Annotated in this window: 19 protein-coding genes and 1 riboswitch; of the genes, 9 read left to right on the plus strand and 10 right to left on the minus strand. The window is 75.6% G+C overall.

What is annotated here, in order from left to right; translation table 11 throughout:
* Window positions 1-64 precede the first annotated feature (64 nt).
* The 3 genes from ACI8AC_RS09515 to ACI8AC_RS09525 are packed head-to-tail and all read left to right on the plus strand — an operon-like array spanning window position 65 to window position 4,496.
* Window positions 65-2,935, plus strand: coding sequence for an aconitate hydratase (locus ACI8AC_RS09515; protein ID WP_456897461.1), 2,871 nt, complete (start codon window positions 65-67; stop codon window positions 2,933-2,935).
* Between the two features lie 5 nt (window positions 2,936-2,940).
* The gene (locus tag ACI8AC_RS09520; protein ID WP_456897462.1) at window positions 2,941-3,696 is read left to right on the plus strand and encodes an SDR family oxidoreductase; all 756 of its coding nucleotides are present in this window, start codon (window positions 2,941-2,943) and stop codon (window positions 3,694-3,696) included.
* Complete coding sequence (locus tag ACI8AC_RS09525) at window positions 3,693-4,496, plus strand: sirohydrochlorin chelatase (RefSeq protein WP_456897464.1); 804 nt, start codon at window positions 3,693-3,695, stop codon at window positions 4,494-4,496. The genes ACI8AC_RS09520 and ACI8AC_RS09525 overlap by 4 nt, the downstream gene beginning before the upstream one ends.
* 6 nt (window positions 4,497-4,502) lie before the next feature.
* Here ACI8AC_RS09525 and ACI8AC_RS09530 read toward each other — a convergent pair whose 3' ends face one another.
* Entirely contained in the window at window positions 4,503-5,396 is an 894-nt protein-coding gene (locus ACI8AC_RS09530; protein ID WP_456897466.1) for an MBL fold metallo-hydrolase, read from the minus strand.
* A gap of 131 nt (window positions 5,397-5,527) precedes the next feature.
* On the opposite strand from ACI8AC_RS09530, the gene ACI8AC_RS09535 reads away from it, so the two are divergent.
* A complete protein-coding gene (locus tag ACI8AC_RS09535) occupies window positions 5,528-6,322 on the plus strand; it encodes a helix-turn-helix domain-containing protein (RefSeq protein WP_456897468.1) in 795 nt (264 codons plus the stop codon).
* 78 nt (window positions 6,323-6,400) lie between these two features.
* Entirely contained in the window at window positions 6,401-7,843 is a 1,443-nt protein-coding gene (locus ACI8AC_RS09540; RefSeq protein WP_456897470.1) for a purine-cytosine permease family protein, read from the plus strand.
* Between the two features lie 602 nt (window positions 7,844-8,445).
* Here ACI8AC_RS09540 and ACI8AC_RS09545 read toward each other — a convergent pair.
* Complete coding sequence (locus ACI8AC_RS09545) at window positions 8,446-9,048, minus strand: TetR/AcrR family transcriptional regulator (RefSeq protein ID WP_456897472.1); 603 nt, start codon at window positions 9,046-9,048, stop codon at window positions 8,446-8,448.
* 101 nt (window positions 9,049-9,149) lie between these two features.
* Between ACI8AC_RS09545 and ACI8AC_RS09550 the strand changes: the two genes are divergently transcribed.
* Window positions 9,150-10,139 (plus strand): hypothetical protein, encoded by a 990-nt coding sequence (locus ACI8AC_RS09550; protein ID WP_456897474.1) that lies wholly within the window; start codon window positions 9,150-9,152, stop codon window positions 10,137-10,139.
* A gap of 216 nt (window positions 10,140-10,355) precedes the next feature.
* Window positions 10,356-10,420, plus strand: a riboswitch (guanidine-III (ykkC-III) riboswitch).
* Between the two features lie 11 nt (window positions 10,421-10,431).
* Complete coding sequence (locus tag ACI8AC_RS09555; RefSeq protein WP_456897476.1) at window positions 10,432-10,746, plus strand: DMT family transporter; 315 nt, start codon at window positions 10,432-10,434, stop codon at window positions 10,744-10,746.
* Here the strand turns inward: ACI8AC_RS09555 and ACI8AC_RS09560 are convergent.
* From ACI8AC_RS09560 to ACI8AC_RS09590, 7 genes are all read right to left on the minus strand, one after another.
* Window positions 10,730-11,581 carry a sulfurtransferase gene (locus ACI8AC_RS09560; RefSeq protein ID WP_456897478.1) on the minus strand — a complete coding sequence of 284 codons (852 nt, stop codon included), beginning with the start codon at window positions 11,579-11,581 and terminating at the stop codon, window positions 10,730-10,732. The genes ACI8AC_RS09555 and ACI8AC_RS09560 overlap by 17 nt on opposite strands.
* A gap of 18 nt (window positions 11,582-11,599) precedes the next feature.
* Window positions 11,600-12,064: an SgcJ/EcaC family oxidoreductase gene (locus ACI8AC_RS09565; RefSeq protein ID WP_456897480.1), complete on the minus strand. Its 465-nt coding sequence runs from the start codon at window positions 12,062-12,064 to the stop codon at window positions 11,600-11,602.
* A 43-nt stretch (window positions 12,065-12,107) separates the two neighbouring features.
* Window positions 12,108-14,000, minus strand: coding sequence for an ABC transporter ATP-binding protein (locus tag ACI8AC_RS09570; protein ID WP_456897482.1), 1,893 nt, complete (start codon window positions 13,998-14,000; stop codon window positions 12,108-12,110).
* Window positions 14,001-14,081: 81 nt separating this feature from the next.
* Complete coding sequence (locus tag ACI8AC_RS09575; protein ID WP_456897484.1) at window positions 14,082-14,855, minus strand: enoyl-CoA hydratase/isomerase family protein; 774 nt, start codon at window positions 14,853-14,855, stop codon at window positions 14,082-14,084.
* On the minus strand, window positions 14,852-15,079 hold the full coding sequence (locus ACI8AC_RS09580) for a helix-turn-helix domain-containing protein (RefSeq protein ID WP_456897486.1): 228 nt from the start codon (window positions 15,077-15,079) through the stop codon (window positions 14,852-14,854). The genes ACI8AC_RS09575 and ACI8AC_RS09580 overlap by 4 nt, the downstream gene beginning before the upstream one ends.
* Window positions 15,080-15,243: 164 nt before the next feature.
* Window positions 15,244-15,426: a hypothetical protein gene (locus tag ACI8AC_RS09585; protein ID WP_456897488.1), complete on the minus strand. Its 183-nt coding sequence runs from the start codon at window positions 15,424-15,426 to the stop codon at window positions 15,244-15,246.
* A 262-nt stretch (window positions 15,427-15,688) separates the two neighbouring features.
* Window positions 15,689-17,290 (minus strand): ABC-F family ATP-binding cassette domain-containing protein, encoded by a 1,602-nt coding sequence (locus tag ACI8AC_RS09590; RefSeq protein WP_456897490.1) that lies wholly within the window; start codon window positions 17,288-17,290, stop codon window positions 15,689-15,691.
* Window positions 17,291-17,435: 145 nt separating this feature from the next.
* Between ACI8AC_RS09590 and ACI8AC_RS09595 the strand changes: the two genes are divergently transcribed.
* Window positions 17,436-19,229 carry an SCO7613 C-terminal domain-containing membrane protein gene (locus ACI8AC_RS09595; RefSeq protein WP_456897492.1) on the plus strand — a complete coding sequence of 598 codons (1,794 nt, stop codon included), beginning with the start codon at window positions 17,436-17,438 and terminating at the stop codon, window positions 19,227-19,229.
* Window positions 19,175-19,729: an SCO7613 C-terminal domain-containing membrane protein gene (locus tag ACI8AC_RS09600; protein WP_456897494.1), complete on the plus strand. Its 555-nt coding sequence runs from the start codon at window positions 19,175-19,177 to the stop codon at window positions 19,727-19,729. The genes ACI8AC_RS09595 and ACI8AC_RS09600 overlap by 55 nt, the downstream gene beginning before the upstream one ends.
* A 19-nt stretch (window positions 19,730-19,748) precedes the next feature.
* Here ACI8AC_RS09600 and ACI8AC_RS09605 read toward each other — a convergent pair whose 3' ends face one another.
* A complete protein-coding gene (locus tag ACI8AC_RS09605; RefSeq protein WP_456897496.1) occupies window positions 19,749-20,942 on the minus strand; it encodes a site-2 protease family protein in 1,194 nt (397 codons plus the stop codon).
* Between the last annotated feature and the right edge of the window lie 176 nt (window positions 20,943-21,118).

The raw sequence follows: 21,118 nt of genomic DNA on the forward strand, positions 1-21,118 counted from the left end.
CCCGGCTGGGATGATCGGGAGTGGCAATCAGCGCGACGGACCAGCGAGGGGTAGGCGCAGAGCAGTGGCAGCCAGCAAGGACAGCTTCGGGGCGCGGTCGACGCTCACCGTCGACGGCACCGACTACGACATCTACCGGCTCGATGCGGTCGAGGGCTCCGAGAAGCTGCCCTTCAGCCTGAAGGTCCTCCTGGAGAACCTGCTCCGCACCGAGGACGGCGCCGACATCACCGCCGGCCACATCCGCGCCCTGGCGAACTGGGACCCGTCGGCCGAGCCGGACCAGGAGATCCAGTTCACCCCGGCCCGCGTGGTCATGCAGGACTTCACCGGCGTCCCGTGCATCGTCGACCTGGCCACCATGCGCGAGGCCATGGCCGAGATCGGCGGCGACCCGCAGAAGATCAACCCCCTGGCGCCGGCCGAGCTGGTCATCGACCACTCCGTCATCGCCGACGTCTTCGGCACCCCGGAGTCCTTCGAGCGCAACGTCGAGATCGAGTACCAGCGCAACGGCGAGCGCTACCAGTTCCTGCGCTGGGGCCAGGGCGCCTTCACCGACTTCAAGGTCGTCCCGCCCGGCACCGGCATCGTCCACCAGGTCAACATCGAGCACCTGGCCCGCGTGGTCTTCCCGCGGCCGGAGGGCGACCGCGTCGTCGCCTACCCCGACACCTGCGTGGGCACCGACTCGCACACCACGATGGTCAACGGCCTCGGCGTGCTCGGCTGGGGCGTCGGCGGCATCGAGGCCGAGGCGGCGATGCTCGGCCAGCCGGTCTCCATGCTCATCCCCCGGGTCGTGGGCTTCAAGCTCACCGGCGAGCTGCCCGACGGCGCGACCGCCACCGACCTGGTGCTCACCATCACCGAGATGCTGCGCCGGCACGGCGTGGTCGGGAAGTTCGTCGAGTTCTACGGCGCCGGCGTCTCCGCCGTCCCGCTGGCCAACCGCGCCACGATCGGCAACATGAGCCCGGAGTTCGGCTCCACCGCGGCGATGTTCCCCATCGACCAGGAGACGATCAGCTACCTCCAGCTCACCGGGCGCTCGGCCGAGCAGGTGGCGCTGGTCGAGGCCTACGCCAAGGAGCAGGGCCTCTGGCACGACCCGTCCCGCGAGCCGGCCTTCTCCGAGTACCTCGAGCTGGACCTGTCCACGGTCGTGCCGAGCATCGCCGGGCCGAAGCGGCCGCAGGACCGGGTGGCGATCACCGACGCCAAGGCCTCGTTCCGGGCCGCCCTCGTCGACTACGTCTCCGACGACGAGACCGGCGGCGAGGACCGCAAGCCCGGCGTCCCCGCCAACGAGCGGCCCTACGGGGTCGTCTCGGAGGCCGACGAGGCCTCCGCGGAGTCCTTCCCGGCCTCGGACCCGGTGAGCCCGTTCGCCCACGGCAACGGCGAGGACGGCCGGCCGCACCCCTACCTGCCCGGTGAGCAGCTTCCCGACCGCCCGACCAAGCCCACCAAGGTGGTCATGGAGGACGGCACGGAGACCTTCGTCGACCACGGGCACGTGGTGATCGCCGCGATCACCTCCTGCACGAACACCTCCAACCCGCAGGTGATGATCGGCGCGGCGCTGCTGGCCAAGAACGCCGTCGAGCGCGGCCTGACCAGCAAGCCGTGGGTGAAGACGACGCTGGCCCCCGGGTCCGCGGTCGTCATGGACTACTACGAGAAGGCCGAGCTCACCCCGTACCTCGAGAAGCTGGGCTTCTACCTGGTCGGCTACGGCTGCACCACCTGCATCGGCAACTCGGGCCCGCTGCCCGAGCCGGTCAGCCAGGCGGTCAACGAGGCCGACCTCGCGGTGGTCTCGGTGCTGTCGGGCAACCGCAACTTCGAGGGCCGGATCAACCCCGACGTCAAGATGAACTACCTGGCCAGCCCGCCGCTGGTCATCGCCTACGCGATCGCCGGGTCGATGGACGTCGACCTGAACAACGACCCGCTGGGCAAGGACACCGACGGCAACGACGTGTTCCTGCGCGACATCTGGCCCTCCCCGCAGGAGGTCCAGCGGGTCATCGACCAGACGGTGTCGGCGGAGATGTTCGGCCGCAGCTACGAGGACGTCTTCGCCGGCACCGAGCAGTGGCAGGCGCTGCCCACCCCGACCGGCGACACCTTCGACTGGGACGAGCAGAGCACCTACGTCCGCCGGCCCCCGTACTTCGAGGGCATGCCGGCGGAGCCGGCGCCGGTGCAGGACATCACCGGGGCGCGCACGCTGGCGGTGCTCGGTGACTCGGTGACCACCGACCACATCTCGCCGGCCGGCTCGATCAAGGCCGACAGCCCGGCCGGGAAGTACCTGCAGGAGCACGGCGTCGAGCGCCGCGACTTCAACTCCTACGGCTCCCGGCGCGGGAACCACGAGGTGATGATCCGCGGCACCTTCGCCAACATCCGGCTGCGCAACCAACTGGTGCCCGGCACCGAGGGCGGCGTCACCAAGAACCACCTGACCGGCGAGACGACGACGATCTACGACGCGTCGGTCGCCTACGCCGAGGCCGGCATCCCGCTGGTCGTCCTGGCCGGCAAGGAGTACGGCTCGGGCTCGTCGCGCGACTGGGCGGCCAAGGGGACGGCGCTGCTGGGCGTCAAGGCGGTCATCGCCGAGAGCTACGAGCGGATCCACCGCTCCAACCTCATCGGCATGGGCGTGCTGCCGCTGCAGTTCCCGGCCGGCCAGGACCGGGAGTCGCTGGGCCTGACCGGCGACGAGGAGTTCACCATCACCGGGATCACGGCGCTCGACGACGGCGAGACGCCGCGCACCGTCAAGGTGAAGGCCCAGCCGTCGAGCGGCGAGGCCGTGGAGTTCGACGCCACGGTCCGCATCGACACCCCCGGCGAGGCGAGCTACTACCGCAACGGCGGGATCATGCAGTACGTCCTGCGCTCGCTGCGCCAGCAGGGCTGACCGGCGTGGACCTGGGCCTGGGCGGTCGCGGCTACCTGCTCACCGGCGCGAGCCGGGGGCTGGGTTTCGCGACCGCCCGGGCCCTGGTCGCCGACGGCGCCCGGGTGCTGGTCAGCTCCCGGGCGCAGGGCTCGGTGGACGCCGCGGTCGCCGACCTCGGCGAGCGCGCCTCGGGGCTGGCCGCCGACCTCGCCGACCCCGGGGCGGCGGAGGCGCTCGTCGCCGCCGCCCGGGAACGGCTGGGCCGGGTCGACGGCGCGCTGCTCAGCGTCGGCGGCCCGCACCCGGGGGGTGTGCTCGACACCGCCGAGGAGCACTGGCGCGACGCCGTCGACAGCGTGCTGCTCGGGCCCCTGCGGCTGGTCCGCGCGCTGGTCCCGCACCTCGGGGACGGCGCCGCCGTCGGGTTCGTGCTGTCGACCTCGGTGCGCCAGCCCATCGGCCACCTGGCCATCTCCAACGGGCTGCGCCCCGGCCTCGCCATGACCGCCAAGGCCCTCGCCGACGAGCTCGGCCCGCGGGGCATCCGGGTGGTCGGGCTGATGCCCGGCACCATCGCCACCGACCGGATCACCGACATCGAGGCCGCCTCCGGGGACCCCGCGGCCATGCGCGCCCGCACCGAGGCCGGCATCCCGCTGCGCCGGGTCGGCACCCCCGAGGAGTTCGGCCGGGTCGCCGCCTTCCTGCTCTCCCCCGCCGCCTCCTACGTCACCGGCACCACGGTGGCCGTCGACGGCGGCGTCCTGCGCACCCCATGAACGACCCTCTCGCCCCCCGAGAAGGACCCCCTCGCCCCCCGTCACTCGCAAGCTCACGACGGGACCCTGCGAAGGGGCCGACCGAGGCTCGCGGCGGGCCCCTGCGAGAGGGCCATGGGCCGGTCCTGGTCGCCTGCGCGCACGGCACCCGCAACCCCACCGGCCGGCGGCTGGTCGCCGAGCTGGCCCTGGCCGCCCGTGCGCTGCGCCCCGGCCTGCAGACGACCGCGGCCTTCGTCGACGTCCAGCCGCCGACGGTCGCCGACGTCGTGGCCGGGCTGTCCGGTGCCGGCCGGTCGGCGGTCGTCGTCCCCGTGCTGCTGTCCGGCGGGTACCACGTGCACGTGGACATCGCCCGCGCCGTGGACGGGGTCGCCGGCGCCGTGGCCGCCCGCGCGCTGGGGCCGGACCCGCGGCTGGCCGAGGTGCTGCACGACCGCCTGGAGCAGGCCGGGGCCGACCCGCGGGACCCGCTCACCGCCGTCGTCCTGGCCGCCGCCGGGTCCAGCGACCCCCGGTCGGTGGCCGATGTCGAGGACACCGCCGACCTGCTCCAGCGCACGTGGGCCGGGCCGGTCACCACCGGCTACGGGTCGGCCGCGCGGCCGCCGGTGCCCGAGGCGGTCGCCGCGGCCCGGCGGGCCGGCGCCGAGCGGGTCGTCGTCGCGGCGTACCTGCTGGCCCCCGGCCACTTCCACGACAAGCTGGGCGGCGCGGGCGCCGACGCGGTGACCGCTCCCCTGCTGCCCGACGAGCGGGTGGCCGCCGTCCTGCTCGACCGCTACGACGCGGCGATGTGATCCGTCTCATGCGTGGTTGAGGCGCTGTGCCACCGCAGGGGCCAGCAGGATGGAGAACCGGTCGAAGACGGCCTCGGTGACGCTCTCCCCGATGCAGTCGCGCGCCTGCCGGAACGGCGTCTGGCCGGACAGCACCCGGTCGAAGCCGTCGCTGATCTCCTGCAGCAGGTAGGGAGCAGCCGTCGTCCGGCCGAAGTGGTTGACGGCCACCATGGTGACCTCGTCCTTGAGCTCGGCCAGTCGCGCAGCGGACTTGGCGAAGGTCTCCACCTCGGAGTCGTGGAACTGCGCGTAGAGGGGCCCCGTGTTGATCGTGTCGCCGCCGAACAGGATCCCCGACGCGTCGTCGAGCAGGCAGATGCTGTCACCGGAATGCCCGGGGGTGTGCAGCACGCGCAGACCACGCCCGCCGAGATCCACGACGTCCCCCTCGGTCAGCGTCCGGGACGGCGTCGGAGGGGCGATCGTCCAGGCGGCGGGGTCGAATCCGTCGGGCAGCGGCCGGGGCAGGCTGTCGGCGTCGAGCAGGTGGAAGTAGCGGCTGTCGGCCTCGCGGACGTGCTCGGCGGCCCGGACCAGCTCCAGCGCGTAGACGAGGTACTGGTCGAGAATCTCGCGGGGTACGGGCTCCACCAGGAGCGCAGCGCCCGCCTCGTGGATGGCGGTGTCGTCGAACTCGTGGTTCCCGCCGACATGGTCGAAGTGGTAGTGGGTGTTGACGACGGAGACCGGCTTGGTCGTGAGCTCCTCGACGACCGGGCGGACGCGCGCGATCCCCAGTCCGGTGTCCAGGAGGACAGCACGGTCTCGCCCCTCGATGAGCCACATGTTCACGTGGGAGGGTTCGGCGATGCTCCACACCCCTCGGCTGATCTCCCGAGCCTCGTGCCAGGACGCCATCGCGGGCGCCTCCCTCCTGGGTGTCGGACGCACGCCCATGGGTCCGGACGGCGACGGTTCGATAACCTACGCTTTCGTACAGTCGGACGGTAGGGATCGATGGGCCAGGCGAGTGGGAGACGGGGCAGGCGGTGACGACAGGAGCCTCAGGCGCGTACACCGTCGGCGACCTGGCGGAGGCCGCGGGCGTCAGCGCACAGACGATCCGCGAGTGGGAGCGCCGCGGCCACCTCGTCGCCGGGCGGACAGCCGGGGGGCAGCGCCGCTTCGACGAGACGGCTCGGAGCGAGGCTCGGAGGCTGGCCGCCGCCCGCCGGCGCTCGGGGCACACGGCCGCCGCCGCGACGCCCCCGGACGACGCGGTCGAACTGGCCCGCACCGGCGCCCGGATCCGGGCCGCGCGCCTCAAGGCCGGACTGAGCCAGAGCGAGGCGGCCGCCCGCATCGGGGTCTCCCGGTCGTTCCTGTCGACCGTGGAGCGCGGGCAGTCGGGCGTCAGCGTGCACGTCCTGGCCGCTATGGCCGACGTCTTCGGGATCCCCATGGGCGAGTTCAGCCCTCAGCCGGCAGCCACCGCCGTACTGCACCCGGACGAACGTCCGCGGACGGTGCTGGCCGGTGGAGTGACGTGGGAAGAGCTGGTCACCCCGGGTCGGGCCATGGAGCCCGCGCTGCTGCACGTGCCGGGCGGGCAGTCCAGCGGGGGTCGGGTGACGCGCCCCGGCGAGACCTTCGTGTTCGTCCTCGACGGGTCGCTCCGGCTCGAGGTCGAGGGCACGGCCGAGCCGATCACCTTGTCGGCCGGCGACGCCCTCCTCGTCGAGGCCGCGACGGCCTACGCCTGGAGCAATCCGGGACGGTCGGCAGCGCGTTGCCTATGGGTCGAAGAAGTTCCTCGGGCACGCGGCCGAACCTGGGAGCGTTGACGAAGGTCACAGTCGGGTTGTAGCTTTCGCCGCCAACCGCGCAGCAGCGCGTGTGCTCCAGCGACGAAGGAGCCCGACATGGCGACGTCCGATCACCCGGTGGGCGACAACCGCGCGTTCGCGGTCGAACAGCACGGCATCGATCACATCCCCGAGACCAGCCGGAACGCCACCCCTCGGGAGATCTTCTTCACCTGGTTCGGCGCCAACGTCATCTTCACGTACATCGTCATCGGCGCGATCGTCGGTTCACTGGGCCTGCCGCTATGGCAGAGCCTGGGTGTCGTCGTCCTCGGCAACCTGCTCTACGTGCTGGTCGGGCTGACCTCGATCGCCGGGCCGCGTGCCGGCACCGCGATGTTGACCGTGTCGCGCGGTCCGTTCGGCATCGTCGGGAACCGGCTGCCGTCGGTGATGAGCTGGCTGACCACGATCGGCTGGACGACGGTGAACATGGTCATCGGCACGCTGTCGCTGGTCACCCTCGCCGACCTCGCCGGCCTCGGTTCCGGCACGGCCGTCAAGGTGCTCGCCCTCGTGCTCGTCACGGGAGTCACCGTGGCGATCACCGTCCTTGGCCACGCCACGATCCTCGTGGTGAACACGGTGCTGTCCTTCGCGCTGGGCATCGGCACGGCGGTGCTGGGCGTCCTCGTGGTGGGCGAGGCCATCCGCAGCGGTGCGAACGCCGGAGGCGAGGCCACTCTCGGCACCTGGCTCATCGCCTTCGCGGTCGTCGCCGCCGCCCCCATGTCCTACGTCAACACCGGCGCCGACTATTCGCGCTACCTGCCGGCCGGCACCCCCGCACGGACCATCACGCTGGTCACGGCGCTGGGCTCCTTCATCCCGGCCACGCTCATCGGCGCCGTCGGCGTCGTGGCCGCGTCGGTCACCGACATGACCGACCCCATCGCGGGCCTGCAGGGAATCGTCCCGGAGGTTCTGCTCGTGGTCTACCTCGGCGTCGTCGTTGGCGGGACCATCACCAACAACTTCCTCAACACCTACTCGTCGGGCATGAGCCTGCTCGCGGTCGGCGTGTCCACCACGCGGACCCGCGCGACGATGCTCAACATCTCGCTCGCACTGGCCGTCACCTGCTATGTCGTCTTCTTCAGGGACTTCTCCGAGTTTCTCATCGCCTTCCTGACGCTCATGATCGTCTGGAGCTCGGCGTGGTGCGGCGTGTTCCTCGCCGACATGACGCTGCGCCGCAGCCGATACGACGTCGACGGGCTGCAACGGACCTCGGGCGGTCCGTACTGGTACCGCGGCGGCTGGAACATCCCGGCCATCGCCTGGTTCCTGATCGGCGCCCTCGCCTCAGCCCTGTTCGCCACGAGCTCCATCTGGACAGGCTCTCTCACCCGGTGGGTCGACGGTGGGGACCTCTCGATTCCGGCCGGGCTGCTGGTGGCCGGCCTCGGCTACTACCTGCACGCCCGTGCTCGCGGCCTGGTGACGCCGACGGGTGCGCGCGGCCGCGCGCCGGCCCCGACGCCCGCCTCGACGAGGTGACGGCGATGAGCCCCGGCGGGAGGTGCAGGGTCACGACCTCATCCTGTGCCCTCATACCGGCCAGCCCGGTCCCGCGCCGGCGCCTGCACCCCACGTCGGCGGACTGCTGCCTCATGGCCGAGACGGTCGGGGTCGGCGTCCTCACGGTCGACGCGACAACCGGGTAGGACCGGAGATCCTCGTGCCGCGGGCACCCGGAGCTTCGTGCAGGCACCCGGACCGACCACAGCCCTCCGGGATCGGAGCGGAGGCGGACCCGACGACCCCCAGGCCGTCGGCGCGGGGCGACGCGCAGGCCGTCTCCACGAAGGGCACACCGCCGAGCACGGCTGCGGGCCCGAGGCCGCGGTGGCCGTCATCGGCATGACTCGCGCACATCACAACGTCGCCGGGGACACCAGACCCCAGGGCCCGGCCGGCCCGGTGCGGTCGAAACGGGATGAGCACCGGCCCTGACCGACAGGGGCCTGGCTGGTGGAGTTCCACCGAGCCGGTGGACGGCGCAACACGAGGGCGGCCAGTGCCAGCGGGTCTCTGGGCGCCGACGCGGTGACCGCTCCGCTCCTGCCCGACCAGCGGGTGGCCGCCGTCCTGCTCGACCGCTACGACGCGGCCGTCAGCAGCGCCCGCACCGCCGCCCCGTAGTCGGGCGCCGGCACGTCGCCGAGCAGCAGCCGCTGCAGCAGGAAGCCGACCACCAGCGAGAACATCGCCGCTGAGAGCTGGTCGGCGTCGGCGTCGGCCGGCAGCCGCCCGGCCGCCTGCGCCCGGACGGCGACCTCCCGGAAGTACCCGCGGATGGTGCCGTAGGCGCCGCGCGCGACGTCGTGCACCGACGGGTTGCGCAGTGCCTCCGCCCAGGCCTGGACGGCGACCCGGCTGACGTCCACCGGCCCCCGCTCGGCGATGCCCGCGACCAGCTCCACCGCCGCGGCCACGGCCTCGGCCGGGTCCGGGTCCTCCCGGCCGGCCAGCCAGCCCTCGAAGCCGGTGACCGCCCGGCCGAGGATGCGGTCGACGATGGCCCGGATCAGGTCGTCCTTGCCGGCGAAGTAGCGGTAGACCGCCCCCGCCGAGAGCCCGGACTCGGCGATGATCTCGGCCATGCCGGTGGCCTGGAAGCCGTTGGCGGCGAAACGGGTGATGGCCGCGTCGAGGATCTGGTCGCGGCGGGCGGTGAGGTGTTCGTCGGGGACCCGGGGCACGGCACCACCGTAAAACGAACGACCGTTCTTGACGAGAGCGACTCCCTGCGCCACGCTGGTCACCTACCTAGAACGGTCGTTCGTTTTACCGAGGAGCAGCCGTGCACAGCGACCGGAACGCCCGCCTCACCCCCGCCCTCCCCGTCCTGCTCGCCGCCCTGGTGGCCCTCCTGCTGACGGCCTTCGCCTGGCCGGCCGTCCGGTCGGCGCCGCGGGACGTTCCCGTCGCGGTCGCCGGGCCACCGGCGGCCACCGCGCAGCTCGGCGACGCCCTCGACGGGCAGCAGCCCGGGGCCTTCGCGCTCGAACCGGTCCCGGACGAGTCCGCGGCCCGCGCGGCCATCGGGGACCGGGCGGTGTACGGCGCCGTGGTCCTCGACCCGGCCGGCCCGCCGCGGGTGCTCGTGGCCTCGGCGGCCTCGCCCGCGGTCGCCCAGGCGCTCGGCCAGGTGGCCGCCGGGCTCGGTGCGGCCACCGGCACGCGGGTGCCCGTCGAGGACGTCGTCCCGGCGCCCGCGAGCGATCCCCGCGGCGCGGGGCTGGCCGCCGGCGCGCTGCCGCTGGCCATCGGCGGCATCGCGACCGCGGCCCTCGCCGGGCTGCTCGTCGGCCCGGTGCGCCGGCGGGTGGCGGTGGTGCTGGCCGCCGCCGTCCTCGGCGGGATGGCCGCCGCCACGGTGCTCGCCACCTGGCTGGGCGTCCTGGAGGGCAGCTGGTGGGCGCTCGCCGGCGCCGCCGGGCTCGGCATCGCCGCGACCGGGCTGGCCCTCACCGGCCTGCGCGCCGTCGGCGGCATGCCGGCGTTCGGTCTCGGCGCGGCGACGGTCGTCCTGCTCGGCAACCCGCTGTCCGGCCTGTCCTCGGCGCCGGAGCTGCTGCCCGGGGGCTGGGGGACGCTCGGCCAGCTGCTGCCGCCCGGGGCGACGGGCTCGCTGCTCCGGTCGGTCTCCTGGTTCGACGGGGCCGGGGCCGGCGGGCCGCTGCTGGTGCTCGGCACGTGGGCGGTGGCCGGCCTGCTCCTCTGCGCCTCGGGCGCGACCCGCACCGCCCGTCACCGGCACCGCACGCAGCCGCAGCCGGCCGCCGCCTGACCCGCGGCTCCGCCGCCCCCGGAGCCGACCGGTGACGGCCTCTCGGGCCCCGCGGGGACCCCCCGAGAGGCCGTCACCGCTCTGGTGCTGCCCCAGGTCCACGACGAGCCGGCCGCCGTGCCGCTCGCCGCTGCACCACCCGTGCCCCCTCCCGCTTCGGCGCGGACTCCGACCGAGCCGGGACGGATCAGCCATGCTCCCCGGTCTGGGAGCATGGGTGCGGGCCCGACCGGCCCCCGGACGAGCGGCGCCGTACCCGGACAGCGACAAGACGGCGGCCACGGAGGTCGTCGTGTCCTGGTTCGTGCTGATCCTGTCCGGTGTCCTGGAGGCGGTCTGGGCGACCGCCCTCGGCCGGTCCGAGGGCTTCACCCGGCTCGGGCCCACCGTCGTCTTCGGCGTCGCCGTGGTGGCCAGCATGGTGGGCCTGGCATACGCCATGCGGGAACTGCCGGTCGGCACGTCCTACGCGGTGTGGGTGGGCATCGGCGCCGTGCTCACGGTGGCCGTCGCGATGGTCACCGGGGAGGAGCCCGTCTCCGCCGTCCGGCTGCTGCTGCTCGCCGGCATCATCGGCTGCGTCGCCGGGCTCAAGGCGCTGGGCTGACGCCCCCGGGGTCCGGCCCGGTGGCGACCGGCCGGGCGGGGTCGGCCGACCACTGCGACCAGGAGCCCGGCCACAGCGCGGCCGGCACCCCGGCCAGCTCCAGCGCCGCGACGGCGTGCGCGGCGTTGACGCCGGACCCGCAGTAGGCGGCGACCGGGCGGCCGGGGGTGGCGCCCAGGGCGGCGAAGCGGGCGGCCAGGTCGGCCGCCGGCCGGAACGTCCCGTCGCCGGTCAGCGCCCCGGGAGCCGGGGCGCTGACCGCGCCGGGGACGTGCCCGGCCCGTGGGTCCACCGGCTCGACCTCGCCGCGGTAGCGCTCGGCGGCCCGCACGTCGAGCAGCAGCCCTCCGGACGCGGGCAGGGCCGCGGCCTCCTCGGCGGTCACCACGGGCATGCCGCCGCCGGCCAGGACGACGTCCCCCGGCGCCGGGACGACGTCCCCCGTCTCCAGCTCCCCGCCGGCGCGCACCCAGGCCGCCAGGCCGCCGTCGAGCAGCCGGACGTCGGTGAGGCCGCCCCAGCGCAGCAGCCACCAGGCCCGCGCTGCCGCCAGCCCGCCGCTGTCGTCGTAGGCCACCACGGCGTCACCGGACCGGACCCCCCACCGGCGGGCGGCGGACTGCAGCCGCGGCAGCGACGGCAGCGGGTGCCGGCCCGCCTCCGGCGACGGCGGGTCGGCCAGCTCCGTGTCGAGGTCGACGAAGACGGCGCCGGGCAGGTGCCCCTCGCGGTAGCGCTCCCGCCCGCGGCCGTCGCCGAGCGCCCAGCGGACGTCGAGGAGGACCGGGCGCCGAGCGGCGGCCAGGAGCGCGTCGACGCCGACCAGGAGGCTCACGGGACGCTCACCGGGCGCTCACGAGGGCGCGAGCAGCCCGCGCAGCTCCTGGGTGAGGGCCTCGCGCGCCTCCGGGTGCTGGAGGAAGCGGGCCGGCGTGGCCTGCAGCAGCGAGATGCGCCAGCGGCCGTTGCCCTCGTCCACGGCGACCAGCGTGTGCACCACGTGCAGCCGCTCGTCGAGGTCGTTGCCGCCCGGCGGGATCATCCCGGCGTGGGCCATGAGGACCGCGACGCCCGGGGCGATGGGGCGGACCGACCGGACGATGCCGACGTAGGTCTGGGTCGGGTGGCTGGCGAAGACCTGCCGGAGGTCGGCGGCGATGGCCAGCCGGCCGCGGTGGTGGGTGCCGTCGAAGCCGACGATGTCCCCGTCGTCGGCGAACCCGGCGGCCACGGCCGCACCGCTGCGCCGGTTCCACCCGTCGAGGAACGAGGCGTAGAGCGCACGGATCTGTGCGTCGTGGGGGTGCGCTGACGTCACGCTGTCTCCTTGTCGACTGCTGGGACGCCTGTGACGCTAGTCGTCACGCCGCACCGACCGTGCGCCCCTCGCCGACGGCGAACTGGGTGCGGTACAGGTCGGCGTAGCGACCCTGGAGCGCCAGCAACTGCTCGTGAGTGCCCGACTCCACGATGCGACCGTCCTCGACGACGAGGATCTGGTCGGCGCTGCGGATCGTCGACAGCCGGTGGGCGATGACCAGCGACGTGCGGCCGGTGAGGGCGGTGTCGAGCGCGTGCTGGACGGCGACCTCCGACTCGCTGTCCAGGTGCGCGGTCGCCTCGTCGAGGATCACGATGCCCGGCGCCTTGAGCAGCACGCGGGCGATGGCCAGCCGCTGCTTCTCCCCGCCGGAGAGGCGGTGCCCGCGGTCGCCGACGACCGTGTCCAACCCGTCGGGCAGGGCACGCACCAGCGCGGCGATGCGCGCCCCCGACAGGGCCGCCCAGAGGTCGTCGTCGGAGGCCTCGGGCCGGGCGTAGAGCAGGTTGGCGCGGATGGTGTCGTGGAACAGGTGCGCGTCCTGGCTGACCACGCCGATGGCGTCGCGCAGCGAGTCCGCCGTCGCCCGCCGGACGTCGACCCCGCCGACCCGCACGGTGCCGCTGGTCGCGTCGTAGAGCCGCGGCACCAGGTTGGCGATCGTCGACTTGCCCGCCCCGGAGTGGCCGACCAGCGCCACGAGCTGACCGGGCTCGACGCGGAACGAGACGTCGTGCAGCACCGCGGTCGGGCCGCCGTGCTCGGGCAGCGAGACGTCCTCCAGGGACGGCAGCGAGACGTCGGCGGCCGACGGGTAGCTGAACGACACGTGCTCGAAGGCGATCGAGCGGTCGCCGGCCGGCACGGGCACGGCGTCGGACGCCTCGCGGATCATCGGCTCGAGGTCGAGCACCTCGAAGACCCGGTCGAAGCTCACCATGGCGCTCATGACGTCGACCCGGACGTTGGCCAGCGCCGTCAGGGGCCCGTACAGCCGGGACAGCAGCAGCGCCAGGGCGACGACGTCCCCCGGGCTCAGCGACCCGGTGAACGCCAGCCAGCCGCCCAGGCCGTAGACCAGCGCGGTGGCCAGGGCCGCCACGAGCGTCAGCGCGGTGAAGAACGTGCGGCCGTACATGGCCGAGAGCACGCCGATGTCGCGGACGCGGGCGGCCCGGCCGCGGAACCCGTCGGCCTCCACCGCCGGGCGGCCGAACAGCTTGACCAGCAGGGCGCCGGCCACGTTGAACCGCTCGGTCATCGTGGCGTTCATCGAGGCGTTGAGCCCGTAGGACTCCCGGGTGATCTCCTGCAGCCGCCGGCCGATCCGCCGGGCGGGGACGACGAACAGCGGCACCAGCACCAGCGACAGCGCGGTGATCTGCCAGGACAGGGTGAACATGACCGCCGCGGTGAGCACCAGGCCGATGGCGTTGGACAGCACCCCGGACAGCGTCGAGGTGAAGGCCTGCTGCGCGCCGATGACGTCGTTGTTCAGCCGGCTGACGAGCGCCCCGGTCTGCGTCCGGGTGAAGAACGCGACCGGCATCCGCTGCACGTGCTCGAACACGCGGCTGCGCAGGTCGTAGATGACGCCCTCGCCGATCCGGGCCGAGAACCACCGGGTGGCCAGCGAGATGGCGGCGTCGAGCACCGCCAGGCCGGCGATGACCAGCGCGATGCGGACGACATCCCCCGCCGTGCCGTCGAGGCCGGCGATCAGGTTCACGATCCGGCCGGCCAGCAGCGGGGTGATGACGCCGATGACCGACGACCCCACCACGAGCAGCAGGAACCAGACGAGCTCCCGCCGGTAGGGGCGGGCCACGCCGAGCACCCGCCGCACCGTGCCCTTCGGCAGTTCCCGGGCGGTGACCGACGGGTCGCGGCGGAACGACCGCATCGCCGCCATGGAGGTCATGGGAGAGCTCATGGCACGACCTCCTTCCTGCCGACCGCCAACAGCGCCGGTGCCCGACCTGTTCCGGCAGTGTGGCGGGGCCCCCCGACGGTCTCAGCGGCTGCCGGCGAGGTCCCGCAGCCGGCGGGTCTGCGCGGCCCGCTCGGCGGCGTCCTGGGCCGCCGGGTCGTTGCGGACCGCGGACCGCACCAGCGCCACCGTCTCCCGGGCCGCGCCCACCGGCGGTGCGGTGAGAGCGGCGACGAGCTCGGCGACGGCGGCGTCCAGCCCGTCGGCCGGCACGAGGCGGGTGGCCAGCCCGATCCGCAGGGCCTCCTCCCCGCCGACCGCCCGGCCGGTCACGCACAGCTCCAGGGCGCGCGCGTAGCCGACCAGCTCGACGAGGGTGCTCGTGCCGGTGAGGTCGGGCACCAGGCCGAGGGTGGCCTCCGGCAGCCGCAGGGCGGCGTCCCCGGCCATCACGCGCAGGTCGCAGGCCAGCGCCAGCTGCGCGCCGGCGCCGATGGCGTGCCCCTGCACCGCCGCCACCGAGACGATGCCGGGTGCGCGCAGCCAGCGGAACGCCGACTGGTACCCGCGGATCCGCTCCTGCGTCTCCTCGGCCGGGAGGGCGGCCAGCTCGCCCAGGCCGCCCGGTGTCGAGGGGTCGGTGCTGAAGAGGCTGCGGTCCAGCCCGGCCGAGAAGGACGGGCCGGCGCCGCGGACGACGACCACGCGGACGTCGTCGTCCAGGGAGTCCCCGACCGCGGTCAGCGCCCGCCAGGTCGCCGGCGTCTGGGCGTTGTGCCGGTCGGGCCGGTCGAGGGTGACGGTGAGGACGGCGCCGTCCCGCGCCGTCCGCACCCGGCCGTCGTCCGCTCCCGTCATGCCTTCTTGCTGTTCCGGTTGGCGCCCCCGCGGCTGCGGAGGGTGGCCCCGGACTCCGACAGCAGGCGGTGCACGAAGCCGTAGGAGCGGTTGGTCGAGGTGGCCAGGGAGCGGATGCTCTCCCCCTCGTCGTACCGCTTGCGCAGCTCGTCGGCCAGCGACGTGCGGTCGCCCCCGGTGATCCGCTTGCCCTTGCCCAGGTCGGCAGTGTTCGAGTCGGCCATGACTCCCCTCCGTGGCAGCCGCGGACCACGGTGTCCCGCGTCGGCTGCTCGTTCCCTTGGCACCGGGCCCGACTGGCCCGGGGCGTCCCAGGCCATGATCACCCAGCCGGGCGACCTCGGCCAGGCGAAGGGGCGACCGCGGGAGACCCGGGGAGCGGGGGCCGTCACCGGCCGCGCAGCTCCTCGCGCAGCCGGCGCGGGGCGCGGCACCACCAGGCCTCGGTGAGCGCCTCCCCGAGGTCCTCGACGGAGGCCCGCTCGACGTGCGCGAGCACCATCGGGTGCAGGCCGTACCCCGCGACGGTGAAGTAGACCCCGGGGCGCGCTGCGACGAGGGCGTCGACCACGCCCGGGTCGGCCGTGCGCAGCCCCAGCGCCGGGCCCTGCGGCGCGGTCGCCGAGCCGCTCCCGCTCCCCGCGGCGCAGCAGGCGCTCCCACGCGAAGGCCCGGGCGCCGACCCGCCAGGACCGCGTGCGCCCGTTGTCCTCCTCGACGGCGCCCGGCAGGTCCAGCGCGATGGCCCGCACGTCGTCCCAGCTCGCCATGCCGCACCTCCGCACGCGGCCGCCCTCGTCCGCGCCGGACGCATGGTGGCCCCGCAGCCGGGCCTACGCCAGCTCCACCAGGTCGACGAGGTCCTCGCTCCAGGCGTCCTCGGTGCCGTCGGGCAGGAGGATCACCTTGTCGGGGTCCAGGGCCCGCACGGCGCCCTGGTCGTGGGTGACCAGCACGATCGCACCGGCGTAGGTGCGCAGCGCGTCGAGCACCTGCTCGCGGCTGGCCGGGTCGAGGTTGTTGGTCGGCTCGTCGAGCAGCAGCACGTTGGCGCCGGAGACGACGAGCGTGGCCATCGCCAGCCTGGTCTTCTCCCCGCCCGACAGGGTGCCGGCCCGCTGGTCGACCGCGTCGCCGGAGAACAGGAACGCGCCGAGGATGCGGCGCAGCTCGGTGTCGGTGCTCTGCGGCGCCGCCGAGCGCATGTTCTCCAGCAGGGTGCGGTCGTGGTCGAGGGTCTCGTGCTCCTGGGCGTAGTAGCCGATGCGCAGACCGTGCCCGGGCCTGACCTCGCCGGTGTCGGGGGCCTCGGTGCCGGCCAGCAGCCGCAGCAGCGTCGTCTTCCCGGCGCCGTTGAGGCCGAGGACGACGACCCGCGTGCCCCGGTCGACGGCCAGGTCGACGTCGGTGAAGACCTCCAGCGAGCCGTAGTTCTTCGACAGGCCCTCCGCGGTGAGCGGCGTCCGCCCGCAGGGGGTCGGCGTCGGGAACCGCAGCCGGGCCACGCGGTCGGCCACGCGGACGTCCTCGAGCCCGGCGGCCAGCCGCTCCACCCGCTTGTCCATGCTCTTGGCGGCCCGCGCCTTGGTCGCCTTGGCCCGCATCTTGTCGGCCTGCGCGGAGAGGGCGTCGATCTTGCGCTCGGTGTTCGCCCGCTCCTGCCGGCGTCGGCGCTCGTCGGTCTCCCGCTGGGCGAGGTAGGGCTTCCAGCCCAGGTTGTAGACGTCGACGGCCGCCCGGTTGGCGTCGAGGTGCCACACCTTGTTGACGACCGCGTCCAGCAGCTCGACGTCGTGGCTGATGACGACCAGCCCGCTCCGGTGCGACGCCAGGAAGCCCTTGAGCCAGGTGATCGAGTCGGCGTCGAGGTGGTTGGTCGGCTCGTCGAGGAGCAGCGTGTCGGCGTCGGAGAAGAGGATGCGGGCGAGCTCGACGCGCCGCCGCTGACCGCCGGAGAGGGTGCGCAGCGGCTGGGCGAGCACGCGGTCGGGCAGGCCCAGGGCGGTGCAGATGCGGGCCGCCTCGCTCTCGGCGGCGTAGCCGCCGAGAGCGGCGAACTGGTCCTCCAGCCGCCCGTAGCGGCGCACCGCGCGGTCGCGCTCGGCGTCGTCGGCCGGCTCGGCCATGGCGACCTGCGCCTTGGTCATCTGCGCGCGCAGGACGTCGAGCCCGCGGCCGGAGAGCACGCGATCGCTGGCGGAGATGTCGAGGTCCCCGCTGCGCGGGTCCTGCGGGAGGTAGCCGACCTCGCCGCTCACCTCGACCTTGCCGGCGTGCGGCAGCCGCTCACCGGCGAGCGTGGTGAGCGTGGTGGTCTTCCCGGCGCCGTTGCGCCCGACCAGGCCGATGCGGTCGCCCGGCTGGACGCGCAGGTCGGCCTCGCTGATGAGGACGCGGGCGCCGGCGCGCAGCTCGAGACCGGTGGTCGTGATCACTGATCCCAGGGTAGGCGGTCCCGGGCCGGGGACCGACCGCACACCGGGGTGACGTGCGCGGCACACCGTCCACAGCCGGTCCGGTCCTCCACACATGGGGTGGCACCCCCTCCCCCCGTGACCGGCACCGGTCCACACTCCCGGCGTGACCGCGCCCTGGGCCCTCCCCTGTCCCGTCTGCGGCCGCCCCGCCCCCGGCCCGGGGCCGGTGCCGTGCCCCTCCTGCGGCCTGCCCGCCGCCGGTGAGGCCGCGCTCGTCGTCGCCCGCATCGGCGCGACCATCGACGAGCTGGCCCGCGACCGGGAGCGCCTGCTGCGCACCCTGCGCGCCGCCGCGCCCGCACCCTCGGGCGGTCCGGCGTACGCAGCCGCGCCCGCGGGCACCCCCGCGTCCGCCGCCGCCCCCGGCCCGGCGTACGCGCCGGCACCCCGGCCACCGGCGCCCCCGTCCGGGTTCCCGCCCGGGCCGGTGACCGGGCCGCCGATCGCCGCCGTCCCGCCGGTGCCGGTGCCCGCGCCCGCACCGGTTCCCGGGCCGCTCCCCCCGACGCGCCGGGTGAGCCCCCAGCAGGTGCTGCTCGGGCTCGGCGCCCTGCTGGTCGTCGCCGCGGCGATCGCCTTCGTCGCGGTCGCCTGGACCCGGCTGGGGATCGCCTTCCAGGCGACCGTGATGGTCACCGCCGCCGGCGCGGCCTGCGGGGTGTCGGCGTGGACGGCCCGGCGCGGGCTGCGCGCCACCGAGGAGGCGCTGGCCGCGGCCGGTGCGGCGCTGCTCGCCGTCGACCTCGCCTCCGCGCACGCCCTGGGCCTGCTCGGCCTGGACGCCGTACCACCGCGGGCCTGGGCCGCCGTCGCCTGCGGTGTGGTCGCCGGGGCCGCGCTGGCGCTGGGCCGGCTCACCCGGACGACGGTCACCTGGCCCCTGGTGGCGCTGCTGGCCCTGCAGCCGGTCCCGCTGCTCCTCGTCCCCGTGGGCGCGCTCGCGGGGCCGGCGGGAGTGGGTGCCGCCCTGGGGCTGGCGCTGCTCGACCTCGTGGCGGGCCTGGCCGTCCGCCGGGCGGTCGCGCGGGTGGCGGCCGTGCTGACGGCGGTCTGGGCCGGTCTGGCCGCGCTGGGCGGGGTCGTGCTCGCCTGGGAGGGCCGTCCCGCCGACTCGTGGACGGCCACCGGCCTGCTCGCCGCCGCCGGGGTCCTCGCCCTGCTCGCCGGCCGGGAGCCGCGGCTGGCCGCCGCCCTGCCGCCGGTCCTGACGGTCGCCGCCGGAGGGGCGTCGGTCGCGGCCTTCGCGCTGACCGGCTCGCTGGGCCAGCTCGGGGTCGCCGGCACGACGGCGGCCGGAGCACTGGGCGCCGGGCTGCTCGCCGTGGCCGTGCCCGCGGCCGCCCTGCCGGTGGCCCGGGCCGGGCTCGTGGCCGGCGGCGGGGTGCTCGCCGCCGTCGGGTCGCTGGCGCTCCTGGGCACCGGCGCGTCGGGCGGCCTGGCGCTGGTGCTCCTCCTCTGCACGGCCCCGGCCGGGCTGGCGGCCCGGCTGCTGCCCGGGTCGCGCCGACCGGCCACCGCCGCGGCGCTGGCCGCCCCCGCGCTGGCCGCGCTGCTCACGCCGGCGGCCGGGCTGCTCGACCCGCCGCAGGCGGGGCTGCTGGTGGCGCTGGTGGCCGTCGCCGGGCTCGCGGGGGGCAGCCCGGGGGGGGGCGGGGGCGGGGGGGGGGGGGGGGGGGGGGGGGGGGGGGGGGGGGGCGGGGGCGGGGGGGGGGGGGGGGGGGCGGGGGGGCGCGCCCCCGGCCGCCGCCCGCCCCGCGCGAGGCGCTGGCCGCGGCCGCGCCCGGCGCGGCCCTGGGCGCCGCCGCCGGGCTCACCAGCGCCTCCGCGGGCGCCTGGGGGCAGGTGGGGCTGCAGCTCGCGCTGGCCGGCGGGGCGGCGGCCTGCTACGCCGTGGTGACCGGCCGCCGCCTCGCCGCGGTGGCCGCGGTCGCCGACCTCGTCCTGGCCGCCTGGGTGGCCCTGGCCGGGGCCGGCGTCGGCACCCCCGAGGCGTACACGCTCCCCGCGGCCGCCGGCCTGCTGGCCATCGCGCGGCCGGGCATCCGCTCCGGCGCCCGGTCGTGGGCCGCGGAGGGGCCCGCCGTCGCGGCGGCGCTGGTCCCCTCGGCGCTGCTCGTGGTGGCCGACCCCTCGGCCGTCCGCCTGGTCCTCGTGGTCGCCGCCGCCGGGGCGCTGACGGTCGCCGGCACCCTGACCCACCGGCAGGCGCCCTTCCTCGTCGGGGCCGGCGCCCTGGCCTGGGTGGTGCTGGGCCGGCTCGGCCCGTACGCGCCGCTCGTGCCGCGGTGGGTGATCCTCGCGGTCGTCGGCCTGCTGCTGCTCGTCGTCGGGGCCACCTACGAGCGACGCCGGCAGCAGGCGCGCGAGGCGGTGGCGTGGGTGGCGCAGATGCGCTGACGCGCGTCGGCCCGGGTGCTCACCCCCGGTCCGGGTGGGGCCGGCGGACCACGTCGGCCCCACCGCCGGCGGACGGGTAGCGGTCGAAGGCGGCCAGGTCGGCCAGCTGCAGGAGCCGGGTCACGTCGCTCGGGGACACCACCCCCACCACGCGGCCGCCGTCGTCGAGCACGACGGCGCGCCCGTCGCTGCAGCCCTCCATCCGGCCCAGCAGCTCGAGCAGCGGCTCCCCGGGGCGGGCGACCGGGATCTCGGCGACCGGGCAGGCGACGTCCCCGAGCCGGGTGGTGGCCCGGGCCGCGGCCGGCACCCCGCGCAGACGGTTGAGGGTCACCAGCCCGGCGAGCGCACCCGCGCGGTCCACGAGCGGGTAGGTGCTGAACCGGTGCACCAGCGCGACCTCGTGCAGGAACCGCTCGACCGGCTGGTCGGGGTCCGCGACCAGCACCGGGCTGCTCATCACCCGGCCCACCTGCAGGCCCCCCAGCCGGCCGGACACCTGCGCGTGCTGCTCCTCGGCGCCGGCCGCGTTGACGACGAAGAGCCCGACGAGGGCCAGCCAGAACCCGCCCAGGCCACGCCCGGTGACGACCTGGAGGAAGCCCAGGGCGATCAGCGCGAACCCGAGCACCCGGCCGGCCCGGGCGGCCGTCACCGCCGAGGACCAGGCGTCGCCCCGGCGCCACCACAGGAGGGCGCGCAGCAGCCGCCCGCCGTCCAGCGGCGCCGCCGGGACCAGGTTGAACAGCGCCAGCAGCACGTTGATGCCGGCCAGGTACTCCAGCACCACCACCGGCAGCCCGTCGGCGCCGGCCGCGCGGGTGAGCACGGCGGCGACCCCGAGGACGACGCCGAGGACCAGGCTGGTCAGGGGCCCGACGCCCGCGATGCGGAACTCCGCCCCCGGCGACGGCGAGCTCCCGCGCAGCCGGGCCACCCCGCCGAGCAGCCACAGCGTGATGCCCTCGACCTCGACGCCGTTGCGGCGGGCCACCAGGGCGTGGGCCATCTCGTGGGCCAGCAGCGAGGCCAGGAACGCCGCCGCGGCGGCCAGCCCGGCCAGCACGTAGGCCACCGCCCCGCGGCCCGGGAGGACCAGCGGGAAGCGGCCGAACGCCAGGCCGCCGGCGATGATCAGCACGATCACCAGCACGCTGGCGTTGACGCCGATCCGGATGCCGGCGATCCGGCCGAGGCTGAAGGTCTCGCTCACGGGGCTCCTCTCGGGTGGGACGTCTCCCCCGGTACCCGGGCACCGGGGGTCCCACCGCAGCGGCCCGGCGGGCCACCGAGGACGCCGGAGGGGCGGCCGGCCCGGGCGGCCGCCGGGGACCGACGACGCCCGGCGGGCCGCGGGGGGCGGCTCTACGGTGGACCGGTCGCTCGGAG

This window comes from Geodermatophilus sp. SYSU D00758, assembly GCF_054049955.1.